This window comes from Acinetobacter sp. WCHAc060033 (assembly GCF_004209125.1).
Classification (GTDB): domain Bacteria; phylum Pseudomonadota; class Gammaproteobacteria; order Pseudomonadales; family Moraxellaceae; genus Acinetobacter; species Acinetobacter wuhouensis.
Genome location: NZ_SGSW01000015.1, coordinates 82,615 through 100,430, shown reverse-complemented (window position 1 = coordinate 100,430; position 17,816 = coordinate 82,615). Strand labels below are relative to the sequence as shown.

The following is a 17,816-nucleotide window of genomic DNA, read 5'->3' as shown; positions in this document are numbered from 1 at the left end:
ATTGTCACAAAACCCTTAAGAACCAGAGGTTTTCCACCTGCTTTAAGTGATATTGAAATTATCACCATGCAAATTGTTGGAGAGTTTCTCAGCCTAGATTCAGATAAAAATATCTGGATGTATTTCAAGCATAATTGGATTGAGTGGTTTCCTCAGTTAGGTTCATATCCTAATTTCTGCAAGCATTGTGCAAATTTATGGAATATTAATCAACAAATTACAGCAAAACTAAGTTCTCGTTTTGGTGCTGATAATATTCATTTTATGGATGGTTTACCGATTCCTGTCTGTCGTTATGCGAGAGCAAAAAAGCATAGAAACTTTAAAGCATCAGCAGGCTTTAGTTATTGTGCGGCAAAACAGGAAAAATATTATGGGTTTAAAGGGCATATCGTGATTAATTTATCAGGGATGATTACGAACTATACTTTTGCTCCAGCAAATTGTGATGAAAGAGATGTTGCACCTGAAATTACACAAAACATTTATGGTTTATTGGGAGCGGATAAGGGATATATAAGACCTGAATTAAAACAATATTTTAGGCATCAATATTTAGACTTACAAACACCTTATAGACGAAATATGGTTGATCTAAGACCAAAAGAATCAATCAGAATATTGATGAATGCTCGAAGGAAAATTGAAACTGTTATCGGTCAGTTGACTGACCGATTCAACATTCAAAAAGTAAGGGCAAAAGATCTGTGGCATTTAACACATCGAATTGTTCGCAAGATTCTTTCACATACTCTTTCAGTTATTCTAAATATGAAATTAGGGAATCCTCCTATACAGCTTGAAACCCTAATTAAAAGTTGAGATTGGCGTTAATATATGCTTTATTGTCAGTCATTACCTTAAAATACTTTTGTCCACATCTTGAATATTGACCTTGCCACAAAAAGCCATACTAAGGTCAAGCTCTTTCTTTAAAATTTCCAGAACGCGATAAACACCTTGCTCGCCATATGCACCTAAACCATATATGAACGCTCGTCCGATTAGACAGCCTTTCGCACCTAAAGCAATGGCTTTTAAAACATCTTGTCCAGTACGAATACCACTGTCGATATAAACTTCAGTTTGCTCACCGACAGCGAGGACGATTTCTTCTAAAACGGAAATGGTTGAAGGGGCGCTGTCTAATTGACGACCACCATGATTGGATACCACTATTGCATCTGCACCTGCGTGTACAGCAGAAATTGCATCGTCAACTTCCATGACACCTTTGATAATCAGTTTACCACCCCATTGTTGTTTAACCCATTCCACATCTTTCCAACTGAGTTGCATGTCAAACTGTTCGGTTGTCCATGCGGACAATGAACCTGTATTGCTGATGCCTTCAACATGTCCCACGATATTGCCAAAACTGTGTCGTTTTGTACTAAGCATGCCTAAACACCAAGTAGGTTTAGTGCACATGTTAATGAGATTGCCAAGAGTTAGTTTGGGCGGCGCAGATAATCCATTTTTAATATCTTTATGGCGTTGCCCCATGATTTGCAAATCTGCGGTCAATACAAGTGCAGAACATTTTGCTTGTTTTGCACGCTGAATCAGTTGTTTCATAAACTCACGATCTTTCATCATGTAGAGTTGAAACCAAAAAGGTTTGGTTGTCGCTGCTGCGACATCCTCGATTGAGCAGATGCTCATGGTTGACATAATGTATGGAATACCGAACTTTTCAGCAGCTTTTGCAGCTAGGATCTCACCATCCGCATGTTGCATACCGATCAAGCCAGTCGGTGCAAGTGCAACAGGCATTGCCACCTGTTGGTCTAGCATCTTTGTTGCAACAGAGCGGTTATCCATATCGACCAAAACTTTCTGGCGGAATAAATATTTTTTAAAGTCTTCCGAATTTTGTCGCCAAGTTTGCTCAGTCCAAGAACCTGAATCACAATAATCAACAAACATTTTAGGTACGCGTCGGTGATAAATTTCCTGCATGTCTGCAACGCAGGTGATTTTTTGTAATTTATCCATAACGATTCCTTATTGGTGTAAGTGTGTTTGGGTTGAATATTGTTAAGCTAAGTCAGCGTTGAAGTTGCTCAATTGCTTGAGTTGCTAAATCATTTTAGGACGAATAGGGTGGTGTTGAATAAAAAATCATTGAAAAGTGTATTAAATGGAGATTATTTGTACATTATATTGAGGTGTGCATCGCAAAGGAGGTTACAACCAAATTGGATCATAATGACATCGTGGTGAAAGCATCGGTTAGATATTTCAATGATCTTCATGCATGTTTAAACATGTCTTTTGTATGAAAAGAAGGGCTTATTTGTTTTTAAGCATTTTTATGAAATATAAATGAGTATGATATGATGCACCTAGACTGCTAAATGGGAAGAATGTCTTGCAAAATCGAAAACTTAAAATTGGAATTGTGGTGGGTGAAGTATCTGGAGATACTTTAGGCGCTAAACTGATCCGTAGTTTTCGTGAACAAGGTATTGATGTTGAGTTTGAGGGTATCGGTGGTCCTCAGATGATCGCGGAAGGTTTTAATAGTTTTTATCCGATGGATATTTTATCAGTCATGGGAATTGTTGAGGTTCTTAAAGATCTCAAAAAACTATTCGCTGTGCGTGATGGTCTGGTGGAAAAGTGGACTGAAAATCCTGTCGATATTTTTATTGGAATCGACGCACCTGATTTTAATTTACGTCTTTCTAAAAGTTTAAAACAAAAAAATCTTCCGATTAAAACAGTTCAGTATGTGAGTCCATCGGTATGGGCATGGCGACAAGGACGTGTGCATGGCATCAAAGCCAGTATTGATCTGGTATTGTGTTTATTCCCATTTGAAAAAGCCTTTTATAAAAAGTTTGATGTTGCTGCTGCATTTGTGGGGCACCCGCTTGCAAGTGCATTGCCATTACAAAATCCAATTTTAGATGCAAAACAAGAGTTAGGCTTAGATATTAGTCAAAAACATATCGCGCTTTTACCAGGTAGTCGTCGTGGTGAGATTGAGCGCTTAGGGCCGTTGGTTTTAGATGCGGCTCAAATTATTCACAAAAAGTATCCAGATTATCAATTTCTGATTCCTGCAATTAATGATTTGCGTAAGCAGCAAATTGAAGAATTATTGAAGCAATATCCAAGTGACCTAGTGTCTAATATTCACTTGTTAGAAAATACAGATAAAGAGTCAAAAATAGGTCGTCAGGTAATGAATGCTGCCAATATTGTGGCATTGGCTTCTGGTACTGCTACGCTTGAGGCTTTGTTGTTGCATCGCCCAATGGTGACGTTTTATAAGCTAAATTGGTTGACGTATGTGATTGCAAAGTTATTGGTCAAAATTCCGTATTATTCTTTACCCAATATCATTGCGGGTAAAAAGGCGATTCAAGAATTGATTCAGTCTGATGCGACACCTGAAAACCTCGCCAACGAAATTGAAAAATTAATGAATCAGGAAACAGCGCAAATTCAGGTAATGCAGTTAATCACCATGCATAAGAAGCTTTTAGCGGGAAATAGTGAAGATCCTGTTCAGGCGATTTTAGGTATTTTAAATTGAATCGGGATTGAGGAAACTTGTCCTCAATCCATGTATAGATTTATTTGTTATACACAAAATATCTCATACCACTTCTTAGAGCAAAAGCACCGTGCATATATAAACCGCCCAACCACCATGGGACATAGAAAATATCGACATGATGATACGCAACCAGTTCAAAATGTGATAATAAACCTTCAAAGAACATTCCAGCAATAGCTAGTATTATCGCAATAATGGTTAAAAAAATTCGTTCATAACTGAAAAATAAACGGATAATAAAAGTACTGTAAAAAATGATGCTGAGCATGCTTGGATCATTGTTACCAAAGACACTGAGTAAGTAGACCATTACAAAAAGGATTAAGCTCTCAATTAAGTGTTCTAGAGATCCTGATGTTTGACTTTCTGTAGTGGCAATTGTATTTGGTAAAGCATGAATAAGTTGTAAATAGTTGATTGCCATAGAAGCAAAAGCAAGAAAAAAACTAGGAAAGACCCACCACGCTTGGTTGAAAAGTAAAGGATTAGGATAGCTTAATGTGAGTGTGTAAACATGATAACCATCGCATATTGTCGCTGTAATGGCAGCGACTAAGCTGAGTAGGAAAATGCCTCGAATATTATAATTTTGCATCTAGTTTCCTTGATTTGTTATTTCAATTTTGAAATTTAGAATCAATTAAAGCAGATTGGTTTGAATTGACAATAGATATTGTCAATGAGAGGTGGTTAAATGATGGACGGTAATCGCAAAATAAATAGCCCCTAATTTAGGGGCTATCATAGGTGGAGCTATAATTTGAATAATATCAAACTGGCATAATACAAAGGTTATTCTGCACGAAGCTTTAGCTCATAACCTGTATATTTACGGATATTAATCACACCTGTATCCATGATCAGATATTGACCTTTAATCCCTTGCAGCTTGCCACGAATAATTGGTGTTTTGTCCAAGTTATGCGATTTGATCTTTTCAGGGTATAGATCAACAGGGTAGACAAATTCACGAGGGAGTTCATTTTCCAAAATTTCAACATTTTCATTAAAATCCAAGCTCATGCTGAATTCATCACGAATTAACTCAATTTGAGGTTCAAACTCAGTCAATAACTCGTCCCGAATAGTTATTAAATCAATCGGATCAGCTTCACCTTTCAGCAATTTACGCCAATCAGTTTTATCTGCCACTTGTGTACCAAACATGACTTCAAGCTGACCTGAAAGACGGCGTGAACCCACTTTCATGATCGGTAGAGCTTGAGTTGCGCCTTGGTCTAACCAACGCGTTGGCATTTGTCCTAAACGTGTAATACCGACTTTTAAGGCACTTGAATTGGCTAAATAAACAATATGTGGTTGAAAACAAACTTCTTGCGCAAAACTTTCTTCACGACATGTGCCTAAATGATAATGACAAGTCTCAGGCTTCATAATGCACATATCACAAGATGCTTTGGTCTTCATACATTTGAAACAATGCCCTTGAGAGTAGGATTTCGGGGTTTTAGCACCACACGATACACAATAAATATTCCCAGTCGCTTCAAGTTCAATTTCTTGCCCTAAACTAAATGGAAGCTCGATTTCTGAACGATCTAAAATAAATTTATATTCAACATTTGCCTTATGTGTTTGCTGATCAGTTAAACTAAGGTCTCTAAGACCTGCATGCATTTTATGGCAAATGCCTTGTAGTTCCATGTTTAATTACTCACTCAAAAATAGGTGCAGTTATGGCTGAGCAAAATGTCATCACTTCTATGCTAGACGATTTATCGCAAGAACAGCCAATTCAAACTGCATTGTGTATTGGGCAAAATTTAGCGCAATACAATACAAATCATTCAATTCAATGGTTTCATTTTAACGCATCTGAGCTTTTAAATCTGCCTTTTACTCAGCGATATGATTTGGGATTTGTGTTATTGGATACAGATGAAATGTCAAATGTATCAGAATCACAGAAATCACAACTCCTAGTGAAACTGCGTGATTTATTTGCAAAACGAATAGTTGTGACATGTAAGCTTGATGATGAACAATTATTACGTGCATTGGGTTTTACGCAATTGATTGATAAAACTTCGCATGAAAATGATTTTGCACTCTGGCAATTTAATATTTTGACTTATAAACATGTGCCAGATTGGTTTAATTCTAAGTTTTGGGCAAACCCTGAAAACTGGAATAAATTCCGTTGGTAATTTGATTTTCCTTGAGATAAAAATAACTTTTAACTTATTGCAAAATTTAACAATTTCAATTTGGTGAATATTCTAAAGCCAAGTATGCTGTACACGAGTCATAAAACTTAGAAAAGGGAATAACCATGACCGATTTATCGAATATTGTAGAAATTTTAGCGAAACAAGCGCTTGGCGGACAACAACAATCACAAGGCGGGCTAGGTGGTGGCTTGGGTGGTGTTCTAGGTTCAGTACTTGGTGGTTTGGGCGGTGGGCAACAACAATCACAAGGCGGATTGGGTGGTGTGCTTGGATCGGTTCTTGGCGGATTAACGGGTGGTCAGCAACAACAAGCGCCACAACAATCAAGTGGATTTAATGGTTCTTCATTGCTGATCGCAGTTGTACCGTTGATTCTAGGTTGGATTCAGCAGAATGGTGGTTTGCAAGGTGCCTTGGCTAAATTGCAAGGCGCGGGTCTAGGTGGCCAGGTACAAAGTTGGGTGGATCCATCACAAGGTAATGGTGGTGTTGATGTTCAACAAATTCAAGGTTTATTCGGTGGTCAGCAAGTAGAGCAAGTTGCACAACAAGCAAATGTACCGACCAATGAAGTTTATGGTGCAATTTCGACTGTATTGCCACAAATCATCGATTCTTTGACTCCGCAGGGTGATTCAACAGATCACAATGAAGCAAATGATGATATTCAAAATGTGATGAATTTGGTTTCAGGATTTTTAAAGTAAATTCATTGTTCTAATGAATGCGTAAAAAGCCAATTTATATTGGCTTTTTTATTACTTATTTGTTCGTTTAAGACATTGATATGAAAATAATAAAAAACATTAAGTTAATAGTGATAAAACCTGCAAATGATTATAGAGAAACCCTTTGTGAGGTTTATTTAGATGGTGTTGCAACGCAGATTTATGTGCGGGGTGAAGTGTTAGAACAGGCCCTTTATGTAGCTGATAATCGTTACTTATTATTTACAACGGATAATGTGATTTTTGAAGAAAGTTTAAATATTTATCTAATTGAAATCGGGCGTGATGTTCTGGATAAGCTATGGGTGGGTGTACCTTATGAAACTGATAGCTATTCAGGTTGTGAGATCCTAGATGAATATTCACTTCGATTTAGCTTTATTTACAAGCGAGATTGGCAATTATTAATTTATCAAAAACCTGCTTTTAGGGTTTCTTTTTATTCGTTTTTAGCATTTTTAACGACATTTCGTCTAAAGCGTTATTTAAGACTAAAGCAAATGCCAAAGTCTTAAAAAATATCATTAATCACAGTAAATATGCTTATATCATTTTGATCTTGATTTAAGGTTCATCTCCAATCGCTTCACTAGATTTGACGTCGCCATTAGCTTTTGTGCGGACAAATTTGATTTGACCAAAACCTTGCGCATACCATTCATCAAGTGTTTCGTCTTCGAGCTGAGATTTAAAATGACAAGCCTGATTAAACTCTAAAGTATTGTTATTATTATCAATGAATTTTAGATCTTCGAAACCAACAAATTGAACTTCAATCGTTTTATTATTCTCAGTTTTATCATTTTCATCAGTTTGTGATTGGATGACAGCATTATAAGTCATGGGAAACTTTTGTTGAGGTTTCATGTTAGATGGAAAAGTAGGTAATGGAGCTTGGAAAGTAGTTTTTACCAGAACTTCATTCGGGTTTGAACCTAATGCAGCAATGCCGTAATCTAAATTTGCCAACATGGTGCGACCAGTGAGATCATAAATATAGTCTGTGCGAATACCATTTCCAGTTTTAATCACCGCAATGGCTTTCTGATTGTTAAATTCAGTCGATTCAATTTTTATATTGAAATCATCATTATTGAGTGTAAATTCAAAGCTAGGCTCTAATTGAAAGCAGTCATCCGAATTCAGCTTTTGATTTTTTTTAATGCTGTTTACTTTTTGTTGTTGTTCAAGCTGTATGCTGTCATGTGGTTCATTTTTAGAACAAGCCACACTGAATATGGATAATATGCTCAATACAGCAACGGTCTTTTTCATTTTAATCCTAGATGATCAAGGTTAAATTTAACGTGGCTATTCTTTACTATGCTTAAAGAAAAAACAACCATATTCTTTGAGAATATGGTTGGAGTAAACTATTATTTTTTATAGATTTAAGTGCTTTGAATATTATTCTGTAAGAATAGACTTATCTTCTTCCTCATCGTCTTCAACAGAGTCCATGCCTAACTCTTTGAGTTTGCGTGTTAAAGTATTACGTCCCCAACCAAGTAGTTCGGCAGCATGACGTTTACGACCACGTGTTTGTTGTAAGGCAGCATTAATGAGTGTGCGCTCAAACATTGGTGTGGCAATGTCTAGGATTTTCATCTCACCATTTTTAAGTTTTTGAATCGCCCATTGTCCCAATAACTCATCCCAATGGTGTAAGGCGATACGATCCACTCCAGACTGCGCATGAACAGTAGCATCTGATTTAATTGGAATTTGTTTTAACTCAGAAGGCAGGTCTTCTGGATAAACTTCACGCCCCGTGATCATGACGGTTAGCCAACGGCAAGTATTTTCTAGCTGACGCACATTTCCAGGCCAAGGCAGTTTTTGAATATATTCTTGGGTTTCTGGACGTAAAATTTTAGGACTAACACCGAGTTCTTTGCCTGCACGAGCAAGAAAGTGTTGTGCTAACATTGGAATGTCTTCAGCGCGATGTGCAAGTTTTGGAATGTGAATGCGAATTACGTTCAGGCGATGATATAAATCTTCACGGAAACGTCCATCATGCACCAATTTTTCTAAATCTTGATGCGTTGCAGCCACAATACGAACATCTACACGAACAGGAATATGACCACCAACACGGTAAAACTCACCATCTGCTAATACACGAAGTAGACGAGTTTGTGTTTCAAACGGCATATCGCCAATTTCATCAAGAAAAAGTGTTCCGCCATTGGCTTGTTCAAAACGACCTTGACGTTGTGTGTTTGCACCCGTGAAAGCACCTTTTTCATGACCGAATAATTCAGTTTCGATCAAATCTTTTGGAATTGCCGCCATATTGAGTGCAATAAAAGGCTTGCTGCTACGTGGTGAATGGCGATGCAGGGCGTGTGCAACCAGCTCTTTACCAGTACCAGATTCACCATTAATTAAAACAGTGATATGAGACTGTGAAAGGCGTCCAATTGCTCGGAACACTTCCTGCATTGCAGGAGATTCACCGATAATTTCAGTCGATTGAATTGGTGCAGCTTTGGCAGATTCTTGTTGTTGTAACTTATTGATATGTAAGATCGCACGATTCACCAAAGCCAAAGCTTCATCAATATCGAAAGGCTTTGGTAGGTATTCAAAAGCACCAGTTTGATAGCTTGAAACGGCTGATTCTAAATCTGAATGTGCAGTCATGATGATGACAGGTAAGTCTGGATAGTTGCTTTTGACTTTGCCTAAAAAAGTCAAACCATCAATACCTGGCATACGAATATCAGTCAGGATCACATCTGGTGCATCATGTGGAAGTTGGTCTAAAGCAGACTGAGCTTCTTCAAAACTGGTAACATCAAAACCTTCTTCTTTAAATGTTTTTTCTAAGACCCAACGCATAGCGCGGTCATCATCAATTACCCAGATTTTATTATGCGACATGGTGAGTCTCCCAAGGTAAATATAAGCTAAATACTGTTTTTCCTGGAATTGATTGGCATTCAATCATTCCGTTATGTTGATGCATGATATTTTGTGCGATGCTTAATCCAAGACCAGTCCCTTTGGCACGACCTGTAACCAAAGGGTAGAACACGGATTCTAAAATTTCTTCAGGGACACCTGGTCCATTGTCTTGAATGTCGATACGAATCGCAGACTTATTTAAGACACCATTAATTGTGACGAGGCGTTGAATACGTGTGCGTAAGGTGAGTTCAGGTTGATGGTCTACGAAAAACTCTCGATTTTCTGTCATGGCTTGAACGGCATTCACGCTGATATTTAACATTACTTGAATCAGTTGATCACGATCAGCCTTTACATCAGGTAATGACAAATCGTAATCACGGGTAATTTTAATTTTCTTTTTGGTTTGATTGACAATCAGTGAGCGCACACGTTCTAAAGGTTCATGGACATTGACAGGTTCATAACTTGGCAGTTGACGTGAACCGAGCATGGTATCGGCAAGATTCCTTAAGCGATCCACTTCACTGATGATAATGTCGGTAAATTCAGCATATTGTGGATCATTTAGGCTACGAGCAAGAAGTTGAGTTGCACCACGGATACCGCCTAAAGGATTTTTAATTTCATGTGCAACACCGCGAATCAACTGACGTGCAACTTGATGTTGTTGAATTAAGTTTTCTTCTTTGGAAATTTTCAACATACGATCGATTGGGTTGAGTTCAATCAATAGTAGTGGGTGATAAGGTCGTCCAGTATTGAGTTGAGAAACTGAGTAATCGACATGCATATCTCTAAAGTTTACATTGATGATAGCTTCACGGCGGGTGTAGGCTTGCCCTGTTTTCATGCTATTGGTGAGTGCTTCCAAAGTATTAAAGCTATCATTGGGTGCATGCAGTAAATTGATTACGGGTTGACCGGCAGCACGTAAGAGGCTGATATCAAACAATGCTTCACATGATGAATTTAGATAAAAAATATTTAAGTTACAATCGACCAAAAGGATTGCTGTGGTTAAATTATCCACAAGTAGTCGGTAGTCAATTGTTGGGTATTGATCCATTAGCAGAACGTTCCTGTCTTAAAATAGCGCAATGGCATCTGCACCTCAATTTTCATTCCTGTATTTTGGAATGCACATTTATTCAATATCGTGCGCTTATAAAGCAAAATACACGCCAACTTTTATAAATTGCGCAGTTTTCTTACACGACTTATAAAAAATGCGCATAAATCGCTCTTAGTTAAAGATTTAACATCGAGAGATATACTACGCTATGATTATAGTGTTCCAAAATGGTGCATTGTAAGGAATTAATATTCGACTTGGTTTTATTTTGGTGCAATGGATAAAGAGTACCTTTTTTACCTATTTTTATCTCTAGAAAAGTCATACAATACGCGGAATATAGTGGAGCGTAATTCATGAAGTCCCCCAAAGTCGGTTTTGTATCTTTAGGTTGTCCTAAGGCATTGGTAGATTCTGAACGAATTTTAACTCAGTTAAAGACTGAGGGTTATGATGTAGCATCGGATTATGATGGTGCTGATCTTGTCGTTGTAAATACATGTGGATTCATTGAATCTGCAGTACAGGAGTCACTCGACGCCATTGGCGAAGCAATGAGTGCAAATGGCCGTGTTATTGTGACTGGCTGTTTAGGTAAAGATGAAGATAAAATTCGCCAAATGCATCCGAATGTTTTAAAAGTAACAGGTGCAGCAGCATATCAAGAAGTCATGGAAGCGGTACATGAGTACGTTCCAGAACCACCGAAACACAATCCTTTTATTGACCTTGTTCCTGAACAAGGTATTCGTTTGACCCCAAAACATTATGCATATTTAAAAATATCAGAAGGCTGTAACCACCGTTGCACATTCTGCATTATTCCTAGCATGCGTGGTGATCTTGTTTCTCGTCCAGTAGGTTCTGTACTGAATGAAGCTCAGGCGCTAAAGAAAGCGGGCGTAAAAGAAGTTTTAGTCATTTCCCAAGATACTTCAGCTTATGGTGTAGACACCAAATATAAGTTGGATTTTTGGAATGGTCAGCCTGTAAAAACTAAATTCTATGACATGTGTGAAGCACTCGGTCAGCTTGGAATTTGGGTGCGTTTGCATTATGTCTATCCTTATCCACATGTGGATGCTGTGATTGATTTAATGGCACAAGGCAAAATTCTTCCTTATTTAGATATTCCTTTTCAACACGCCAGTACGCGCATCTTAAAGTTGATGAAGCGACCAGCTCACAGTGAAAATACATTGGAACGTCTAAAATTATGGCGTGAAAAATGCCCAGAATTGGTCATTCGTTCAACATTTGTTGTCGGTTTCCCTGGTGAAACTGAAGAAGATTTCCAAATGTTGTTGGATTGGTTGCAAGAAGCCAAACTTGATCGTGTGGGGTGCTTTACTTATTCACCTGTAGAAGGTGCAACAGCAAACGATCTTCCAGATCATGTGCCTGAAGAGATTAAACAACAGCGCTATGAACGTTTTATGGAAGTTCAACAAGCGATTTCAGCTGAGAAACTTCAACGTCGAATTGGTCAAACCATGACGGTATTGGTTGATGACTTGGAGGAAGAATTCCCTGTTGCTGTAGCGCGTTCTTATGCAGATGCCCCAGAAATTGATGGTAATGTCTTTGTTGAAGATATTGATAAGTCAGTGATCAAAGCAGGTGATTTATTAGAAGTCGAAATTACCGATGCAGATGAATATGATTTATTTGCAAAGTTAATCAAGATCAAATCAGCTTAAATGCATTACGTTTAGATTCAAGATTGAATGATCTAAAGATAAATAAAATTTTAAATAAATTGTAGATATGAGTATTGGAGTTTTGTGATGTTAGATTCTAAAAAGCCACGTTATGAGCGCATTTTGCTGAAACTTTCAGGTGAGGCGCTTGCAGGAAATAAAGACATGGGGATTGATGCTCCAGTCTTAGATCAAATGTCATTATCAATTGCGCATTTGGTCGGTTTAGGTGTGCAAGTCGGTATCGTCGTGGGCGGTGGTAACTTATATCGTGGTAGCCAGTTGCAAAAAGATGGTCTGGTTGGTCGTGTAACAGGTGACCAAATGGGTATGTTGGCAACTGTAATGAATGGTTTGGCATTACGTGATGCATTGGTGCGTCGTAATATCAAAACACGTTTAATGTCAGCGCTTCCGATCGGTGCTGTGGTTGAATCATATTCAAGCCGTGATGCGATTCGCCATTTAACTCAAGGCGAAGTGTGTGTATTTGTAGCGGGTACAGGTAATCCATTCTTTACGACAGATACAGCTGCATGTTTACGTGGTATTGAAATCGAAGCAGACCTTATTTTAAAAGCAACTAAAGTTGATGGTGTCTACAATAAAGACCCAAGCAAATATGATGATGCTGTAAAATACGATACTTTAAGTTTCGATCAAGTTTTAGATGAGAAACTGGGTGTTATGGATTTAACTGCAATTTGCTTATGCCGTGACCACAATGTGCCATTACAAGTTTTTGATATGAATAAGTCTGGTGCTTTGCTTTCTGTGGTTATGGGGGAAAAAGAGGGTACTCATGTTACCAATTAATCATTTGAATGAAAGTTATTTTAACCAAGTTCATTTGAATTAATGACGTGAGCTATAAAGCTCTTTATACTACTGCAATTTTACGTTATACACATTTAGATAAATAAGTAAGGAAGATCATATGATTAACGATCTTAAAAAAGACGCTGAAGACCGTATGAATAAATCACTCGAGTCTTTGGATCATGGTTTTGCAAAGGTTCGTACAGGTCGTGCGCATCCATCAATCCTTAACGGTGTTATGGTTCCTTACTATGGTTCTGACGTACCATTAAACCAAGTTGCAAACGTAGGCGTTGAAGATTCACGTACTTTATTGGTTCAACCTTTTGAACGTAATATGGTGAGTGCAATTGATAAAGCCATTCGTGAGTCTGACTTAGGTTTGAACCCGATTACTGCTGATGCGATTCGTGTGCCGATGGCAGCTTTGACTGAAGAAACACGTAAAGACATGCAGAAAGTTGCACGTACTGAAGCTGAAAATGCCAAAGTTGCGATCCGTAATATTCGTCGTGATGTTTTGGGCGATATTAAGGCGTTATTGAAGGAAAAAGAAATTTCTGAAGATGATGAGCGTCGTGCAGGTGATGATATTCAAAAAATTACTGACAAATTTGTTGCTGAAGTTGAAAAACGTTTAGCTGCTAAAGAAGCTGAATTGATGAAGGTCTAAGATTTCTGATGACCACAACTGAAGACAATCATCTTCCAAAACATGTTGCCATCATTATGGATGGCAACAATCGTTTTGCAAAAAAGAAACAACTACAAAAAGGTGATGGGCACCGTGAAGGAAAAAATGTCCTTGATCCGATTGTAGAGCATTGCCGCAAAGTAGGCGTACGTGCATTAACTGTATTTGCATTTTCCAGTGAAAATTGGAATCGACCACAGTACGAAGTTGATTTGTTAATGAAATTGTTGGAAGACACGATTCATGAACAAATTCCGCGTATGGTGAAGTTTGAGATTTCATTGAGATTTATTGGTGACCGTAGTCGGCTTTCTCCAGCGCTACGTGAATTAATGTTGCATGCAGAACAAATGACTGCTAAGTTCAGTAACATGACGTTAACAATTGCGATTAGTTATGGTGGTATGTGGGATATTGCCGATACTGCTCGTCGACTTGCGCAACAAGTTAAAGATCAACATATTGATGTGAATCAAATTAATACTGAATTATTTGCACAACAAATTAGTTTAGGGGATTTGCCAGCAGTGGATCTGTTGATTCGTACTGGTGGTGATTATCGATTATCTAACTTTTTGCTCTGGCAGGCAGCTTATGCTGAATTGTATTTCACAGATACCTTATGGCCTGAGTTTACTGTTCAAGAGTTAGATCATGCGTTCAATGTTTTTTCAGGTCGTGAGCGACGTTTTGGAAAAACCTCTGAACAACTTCAACAAGAACATATAGAGAATTTATAATGTTAGAGCGGATTATAACCGCATTGGTTTTGGTGGCAGTAGTCTTGAGTTGTATGTTTGCAACAAAGTCGCCATATCCAATGATCGGGTTAATGATTGTCGCAGCTGGGGCAGCTGGTTATGAGTGGTTTAAACTCATGCCACATGAGTCTGAGGGCGTAAACAAAATCAAAGCTTCAGGCTTTGGTTTGATCACGGCTTTAGTTTCAGGTTTAGCATTGTATTATAATGATTTAGCACTCATCCTCTGGAGTGCTTCTATTTTGACATGGTTATGTAGTCTTTATTGGGTAAAACAATATCCTGAATATGATGGTTGGTACAATGCCACTTTGTATATTGTGGGCTTGGTGTTAATCAGTGCTGCGATTACCGCGGTTTTATATGTATGGAATCAATCGCCTTGGTGGTTGATGTATTTGTTCCTGTTGGTCTGGGGTGCAGATAGTGGTGCATATTTTGTTGGACGTAAATTTGGCAAAAGGAAACTTGCACCTGATGTAAGCCCAAACAAATCAATTGAAGGTTTGTTTGGGGGAATTGTGACAGTTGCAATTATTATTATTGCAGTTCAAGCAAGTTATCTCCATTTAACGCTTTCACAACATATCCTTTTTCTTGTTTTATCTATTGTGACAGTGTTCAGTTCAGTACTCGGTGATTTGTTTGAATCGATGATCAAACGCCGTGCTGGAATTAAAGATTCAGGTCGTATTCTACCAGGTCATGGTGGTGTACTTGATCGTATTGATTCATTACTTGCTGCAGCTCCAATTTTTGCAGCAGGCATGTATGTTTTAAAACTTATTGGTGTAGATTTATAGATGTCACAATCTGTTTGTATATTAGGTGTAACAGGGTCTATCGGGCGCAGTACTTTAAAAATTTTAGAACAGCATCCCGATCAATATTCAGTATTTGCAGTCACTGGATATAGTCGAATAAAAGAACTCACTGAAATATGTAAACAGTATCGACCGAAATGCGTTGTTGTTCCATCAGAAAAAGTGGATGAACTGCAACAATATTTTAAAGCTGAAAATATTCAAAATATCGAAATTTTAACCGATGAAGCAGGTTTAATTGCTGTTTCAGAACATCCTGAAGTGGATGTGGTGATGGCTGCAATCGTCGGTGCGGCAGGCTTGCTGCCAACTTTGGCAGCAGTCAAAGCAGGTAAGCGTGTATTGCTTGCAAATAAAGAAGCGCTGGTAATGTCTGGCGATTTGATGCTTCAAGCAGCAAAAGAATATCAAGCGTTATTGCTACCTGTTGACTCTGAACATAATGCAATTTTCCAATGTCTTCCTCAAAATTATTTACAAATCGAACGTCATGGTGAACCTCAACTAGGGGTGAAACAGGTGTTATTGACTGCTTCTGGCGGTCCTTTTTTGAATCATCGTTTAGATGAATTAAAAAATGTAACGCCTGCACAGGCATGTAAGCACCCAAATTGGTCAATGGGGCGTAAAATTTCAGTTGATTCTGCGACTTTAATGAATAAAGGTCTAGAATTGATCGAAGCGTGTCATTTATTTTCAATTAAAGAACAATTTGTTACAGTCGTCGTTCATCCACAAAGTATTATTCATTCAATGGTTCAATATGTGGATGGTTCAACTTTGGCTCAAATGGGTAATCCTGATATGTGTACGCCGATTGCGCATGCACTTGCATGGCCTGAGCGTATCACTACACATGTGCCACCATTAGACTTATTTGTACATTCTCAGCTTGATTTTCAAGAACCCGATGTTGTGCGTTTCCCATCGCTTCGTTTAGCGCGTAATGCAATGAAAGAAGGTGGCTTAGCGCCTGCAATTCTGAATGCTGCCAATGAAATGGCTGTTGCCGCATTTTTAGCAGAAAGAATTGGATTTTTAGATATTCCTGAAGTGGTTGAACATAGCTTAAATCACGTTCAGAATGGTTCAGCAGACTCGATTGACACGATTTTGCAGACAGATCAACTTGCTCGACAAGTTGCTTCGCAACGTATTACACAATTGGAAAGCTGATCATGAGTGTTCTATTTATCATTGTTGCTGCGATCTTTTTACTGGGCCCATTGATTGCAATTCATGAGTTTGGTCATTATTGGGTTGCTCGTAAACTGGGTGTCAAGGTCTTGGTTTATTCTATAGGCTTTGGACCAACATTACTAAAATGGACATCAAAGAAGTCAGGTATCCAATACCAACTTTCAGCATTACCACTTGGTGGTTATGTCAAAATGTTGGATGAGCGTGAAGGCAATGTCAGTGCAGAAGATTTACCCTATGCATTTAATCGTCAATCACCTTGGAAACGTATTGCCATTGTTGCAGCAGGACCATTCATTAATCTCATTTTTGCGATTTTATTGTTTTGGATTTTATTTTTACCTGCGCAAGAACAGTTGAATACACGTGTTGGTGCGATTTTACCCAATACACCTGCAGCAACTGCTCAAATGCAAGTGGGTGACAAAATTGTTGCTATTGATGGCACTCAGGCAACGACTTGGGAAAAACTCAATTATGCCATTGTTGATCGTGTAGGAGAAACTGGACATATCGATGTTCAAGTGGAACGTGACGGTCAGGCAAAAAGCTTTGCATTGCCAATTCAAGCATTTCTAAAGGATCAAAGCCAATCACCTTTTGATGTTTTAGGTTTTACTCCTTATCGCCCACATATTCCTGCGACTGTGTATAAGTTGAGTGAAGATGGGGCTGCGATTCGCCAAGGTATGAAAGAAGGTGATCAAATTATTTCAATCAATCAAGTCAAAATGAAAGATTGGTTTGATGTGGTAGATGTGGTACAAAAATCACCTGAAAAGTTACTTAATGTTGATGTGTTGCGCCAAGGACAGCTTGTACATTTACAAGTCATGCCACAAGGCAAACGTGACAATATGGGGAACGTGACGGGAATGCTAGGTGTACAAGCTCAGACAAGTAAACTTTCGATTCCTGCGGAATATAAGCAAACGATTCAATATAATCCTGCTGAAGCATTTGTTGTTGCAGTTGAAAAAACTGGACAGCTTTCAGCCATGATTCTGAATTCTATTGTGAAAATGGTTCGCGGTTTGATTGGTTTGGATAACTTATCTGGTCCAATTACCATTGCTAAGGTTGCAGGCCAAAGTGCTGAAATGGGGTGGCAAACCTTTATTTCCTTTATGGCTTTGATGAGTGTAAGTTTGGGTATTTTAAATTTATTGCCAATCCCGATGTTAGATGGCGGTCATTTGGTTTATTACATAATTGAAGCAATTCGTGGTAAGCCTGTTTCTGAACAAATACAATTGGTTGGACTAAAAATTGGTATGGTATTGCTCGGAAGCATGATGCTTCTTGCGATATTTAATGATTTTATGCGTTTATAACG

The 17,816-nt window shown here is 38.2% G+C and carries 18 protein-coding genes; 12 read left to right on the top strand and 6 right to left on the bottom strand.

All coding sequences use genetic code 11. From position 1 onward, the window contains the following. Window positions 1-822 (top strand): IS982 family transposase (locus EXE10_RS08890; protein ID WP_130113115.1); only part of this gene is annotated, 822 nt, incomplete at its 5' end. Window positions 823-855: 33 nt separating this feature from the next. Here EXE10_RS08890 and EXE10_RS08885 read toward each other — a convergent pair. Then, entirely contained in the window at window positions 856-1,998 is a 1,143-nt protein-coding gene (locus EXE10_RS08885; RefSeq protein ID WP_130113114.1) for an alpha-hydroxy acid oxidase, read from the bottom strand. A 376-nt stretch (window positions 1,999-2,374) separates the two neighbouring features. On the opposite strand from EXE10_RS08885, the gene lpxB reads away from it, so the two are divergent. Continuing rightward, window positions 2,375-3,547 carry a lipid-A-disaccharide synthase gene (lpxB, locus tag EXE10_RS08880; RefSeq protein ID WP_130113113.1) on the top strand — a complete coding sequence of 391 codons (1,173 nt, stop codon included), beginning with the start codon at window positions 2,375-2,377 and terminating at the stop codon, window positions 3,545-3,547. A gap of 40 nt (window positions 3,548-3,587) precedes the next feature. Here the strand turns inward: lpxB and EXE10_RS08875 are convergent, their stop codons facing one another. Next, on the bottom strand, window positions 3,588-4,166 hold the full coding sequence (locus tag EXE10_RS08875) for a DUF2878 family protein (RefSeq protein ID WP_130113112.1): 579 nt from the start codon (window positions 4,164-4,166) through the stop codon (window positions 3,588-3,590). 197 nt (window positions 4,167-4,363) lie between these two features. Next, on the bottom strand, window positions 4,364-5,236 hold the full coding sequence (locus EXE10_RS08870) for a DUF2797 domain-containing protein (protein WP_068974601.1): 873 nt from the start codon (window positions 5,234-5,236) through the stop codon (window positions 4,364-4,366). A 32-nt stretch (window positions 5,237-5,268) separates the two neighbouring features. On the opposite strand from EXE10_RS08870, the gene EXE10_RS08865 reads away from it, so the two are divergent. From EXE10_RS08865 to EXE10_RS08855, 3 genes are all read left to right on the top strand, one after another. After that, a complete protein-coding gene (locus EXE10_RS08865; protein ID WP_068974602.1) occupies window positions 5,269-5,739 on the top strand; it encodes a DUF6231 family protein in 471 nt (156 codons plus the stop codon). A gap of 125 nt (window positions 5,740-5,864) precedes the next feature. Next, window positions 5,865-6,470 (top strand): YidB family protein, encoded by a 606-nt coding sequence (locus tag EXE10_RS08860; RefSeq protein ID WP_068974603.1) that lies wholly within the window; start codon window positions 5,865-5,867, stop codon window positions 6,468-6,470. A gap of 80 nt (window positions 6,471-6,550) precedes the next feature. After that, window positions 6,551-7,006, top strand: coding sequence for a hypothetical protein (locus EXE10_RS08855; protein WP_130113111.1), 456 nt, complete (start codon window positions 6,551-6,553; stop codon window positions 7,004-7,006). A gap of 49 nt (window positions 7,007-7,055) precedes the next feature. On the opposite strand, the gene EXE10_RS08850 is transcribed toward EXE10_RS08855, so the two are convergent. From EXE10_RS08850 to glnL, 3 genes are all read right to left on the bottom strand, one after another. Further along, window positions 7,056-7,766, bottom strand: coding sequence for a hypothetical protein (locus tag EXE10_RS08850; RefSeq protein WP_130113110.1), 711 nt, complete (start codon window positions 7,764-7,766; stop codon window positions 7,056-7,058). A gap of 132 nt (window positions 7,767-7,898) precedes the next feature. Beyond that, complete coding sequence (gene glnG, locus EXE10_RS08845) at window positions 7,899-9,380, bottom strand: nitrogen regulation protein NR(I) (RefSeq protein WP_068974606.1); 1,482 nt, start codon at window positions 9,378-9,380, stop codon at window positions 7,899-7,901. Next, entirely contained in the window at window positions 9,370-10,476 is a 1,107-nt protein-coding gene (glnL, locus tag EXE10_RS08840; protein ID WP_087551783.1) for a nitrogen regulation protein NR(II), read from the bottom strand. The genes glnG and glnL overlap by 11 nt, the downstream gene beginning before the upstream one ends. Before the next feature lie 362 nt (window positions 10,477-10,838). On the opposite strand from glnL, the gene rimO reads away from it, so the two are divergent. From rimO to rseP, 7 genes are all read left to right on the top strand, one after another. Next, a complete protein-coding gene (gene rimO, locus EXE10_RS08835; protein WP_130113109.1) occupies window positions 10,839-12,182 on the top strand; it encodes a 30S ribosomal protein S12 methylthiotransferase RimO in 1,344 nt (447 codons plus the stop codon). An 87-nt stretch (window positions 12,183-12,269) separates the two neighbouring features. Further along, window positions 12,270-12,998: a UMP kinase gene (gene pyrH, locus EXE10_RS08830; protein ID WP_068974609.1), complete on the top strand. Its 729-nt coding sequence runs from the start codon at window positions 12,270-12,272 to the stop codon at window positions 12,996-12,998. Window positions 12,999-13,119: 121 nt separating this feature from the next. Continuing rightward, window positions 13,120-13,674: a ribosome recycling factor gene (frr, locus tag EXE10_RS08825; protein WP_068974610.1), complete on the top strand. Its 555-nt coding sequence runs from the start codon at window positions 13,120-13,122 to the stop codon at window positions 13,672-13,674. 8 nt (window positions 13,675-13,682) lie between these two features. Next, a complete protein-coding gene (gene uppS, locus EXE10_RS08820) occupies window positions 13,683-14,435 on the top strand; it encodes a polyprenyl diphosphate synthase (RefSeq protein WP_068974611.1) in 753 nt (250 codons plus the stop codon). Beyond that, window positions 14,435-15,259, top strand: a complete 825-nt coding sequence (locus EXE10_RS08815) for a phosphatidate cytidylyltransferase (protein WP_130113108.1) — start codon at window positions 14,435-14,437, stop codon at window positions 15,257-15,259. The genes uppS and EXE10_RS08815 overlap by 1 nt, the downstream gene beginning before the upstream one ends. Beyond that, window positions 15,260-16,456, top strand: coding sequence for a 1-deoxy-D-xylulose-5-phosphate reductoisomerase (ispC, locus tag EXE10_RS08810; protein ID WP_130113107.1), 1,197 nt, complete (start codon window positions 15,260-15,262; stop codon window positions 16,454-16,456). It begins immediately after the preceding gene. Between the two features lie 2 nt (window positions 16,457-16,458). Beyond that, the gene (gene rseP, locus EXE10_RS08805) at window positions 16,459-17,814 is read left to right on the top strand and encodes an RIP metalloprotease RseP (protein ID WP_130113106.1); all 1,356 of its coding nucleotides are present in this window, start codon (window positions 16,459-16,461) and stop codon (window positions 17,812-17,814) included. Window positions 17,815-17,816 lie beyond the last annotated feature (2 nt).

Bases quoted from the DNA above. Each gene is read 5' to 3' on its own strand.
- EXE10_RS08850 (WP_130113110.1), bottom strand. From the start codon at position 7,766: ATGAAAAAGACCGTTGCTGTATTGAGCATATTATCCATATTCAGTGTG.
- EXE10_RS08860 (WP_068974603.1), top strand. From the start codon at position 5,865: ATGACCGATTTATCGAATATTGTAGAAATTTTAGCGAAACAAGCGCTT.
- rimO (WP_130113109.1), top strand. From the start codon at position 10,839: ATGAAGTCCCCCAAAGTCGGTTTTGTATCTTTAGGTTGTCCTAAGGCA.
- uppS (WP_068974611.1), top strand. From the start codon at position 13,683: ATGACCACAACTGAAGACAATCATCTTCCAAAACATGTTGCCATCATT.
- EXE10_RS08870 (WP_068974601.1), bottom strand. From the start codon at position 5,236: ATGGAACTACAAGGCATTTGCCATAAAATGCATGCAGGTCTTAGAGAC.
- frr (WP_068974610.1), top strand. From the start codon at position 13,120: ATGATTAACGATCTTAAAAAAGACGCTGAAGACCGTATGAATAAATCA.
- EXE10_RS08865 (WP_068974602.1), top strand. From the start codon at position 5,269: ATGGCTGAGCAAAATGTCATCACTTCTATGCTAGACGATTTATCGCAA.
- pyrH (WP_068974609.1), top strand. From the start codon at position 12,270: ATGTTAGATTCTAAAAAGCCACGTTATGAGCGCATTTTGCTGAAACTT.
- glnG (WP_068974606.1), bottom strand. From the start codon at position 9,380: ATGTCGCATAATAAAATCTGGGTAATTGATGATGACCGCGCTATGCGT.
- EXE10_RS08815 (WP_130113108.1), top strand. From the start codon at position 14,435: ATGTTAGAGCGGATTATAACCGCATTGGTTTTGGTGGCAGTAGTCTTG.
- EXE10_RS08855 (WP_130113111.1), top strand. From the start codon at position 6,551: ATGAAAATAATAAAAAACATTAAGTTAATAGTGATAAAACCTGCAAAT.
- glnL (WP_087551783.1), bottom strand. From the start codon at position 10,476: ATGGATCAATACCCAACAATTGACTACCGACTACTTGTGGATAATTTA.
- rseP (WP_130113106.1), top strand. From the start codon at position 16,459: ATGAGTGTTCTATTTATCATTGTTGCTGCGATCTTTTTACTGGGCCCA.
- ispC (WP_130113107.1), top strand. From the start codon at position 15,260: ATGTCACAATCTGTTTGTATATTAGGTGTAACAGGGTCTATCGGGCGC.
- EXE10_RS08885 (WP_130113114.1), bottom strand. From the start codon at position 1,998: ATGGATAAATTACAAAAAATCACCTGCGTTGCAGACATGCAGGAAATT.
- EXE10_RS08875 (WP_130113112.1), bottom strand. From the start codon at position 4,166: ATGCAAAATTATAATATTCGAGGCATTTTCCTACTCAGCTTAGTCGCT.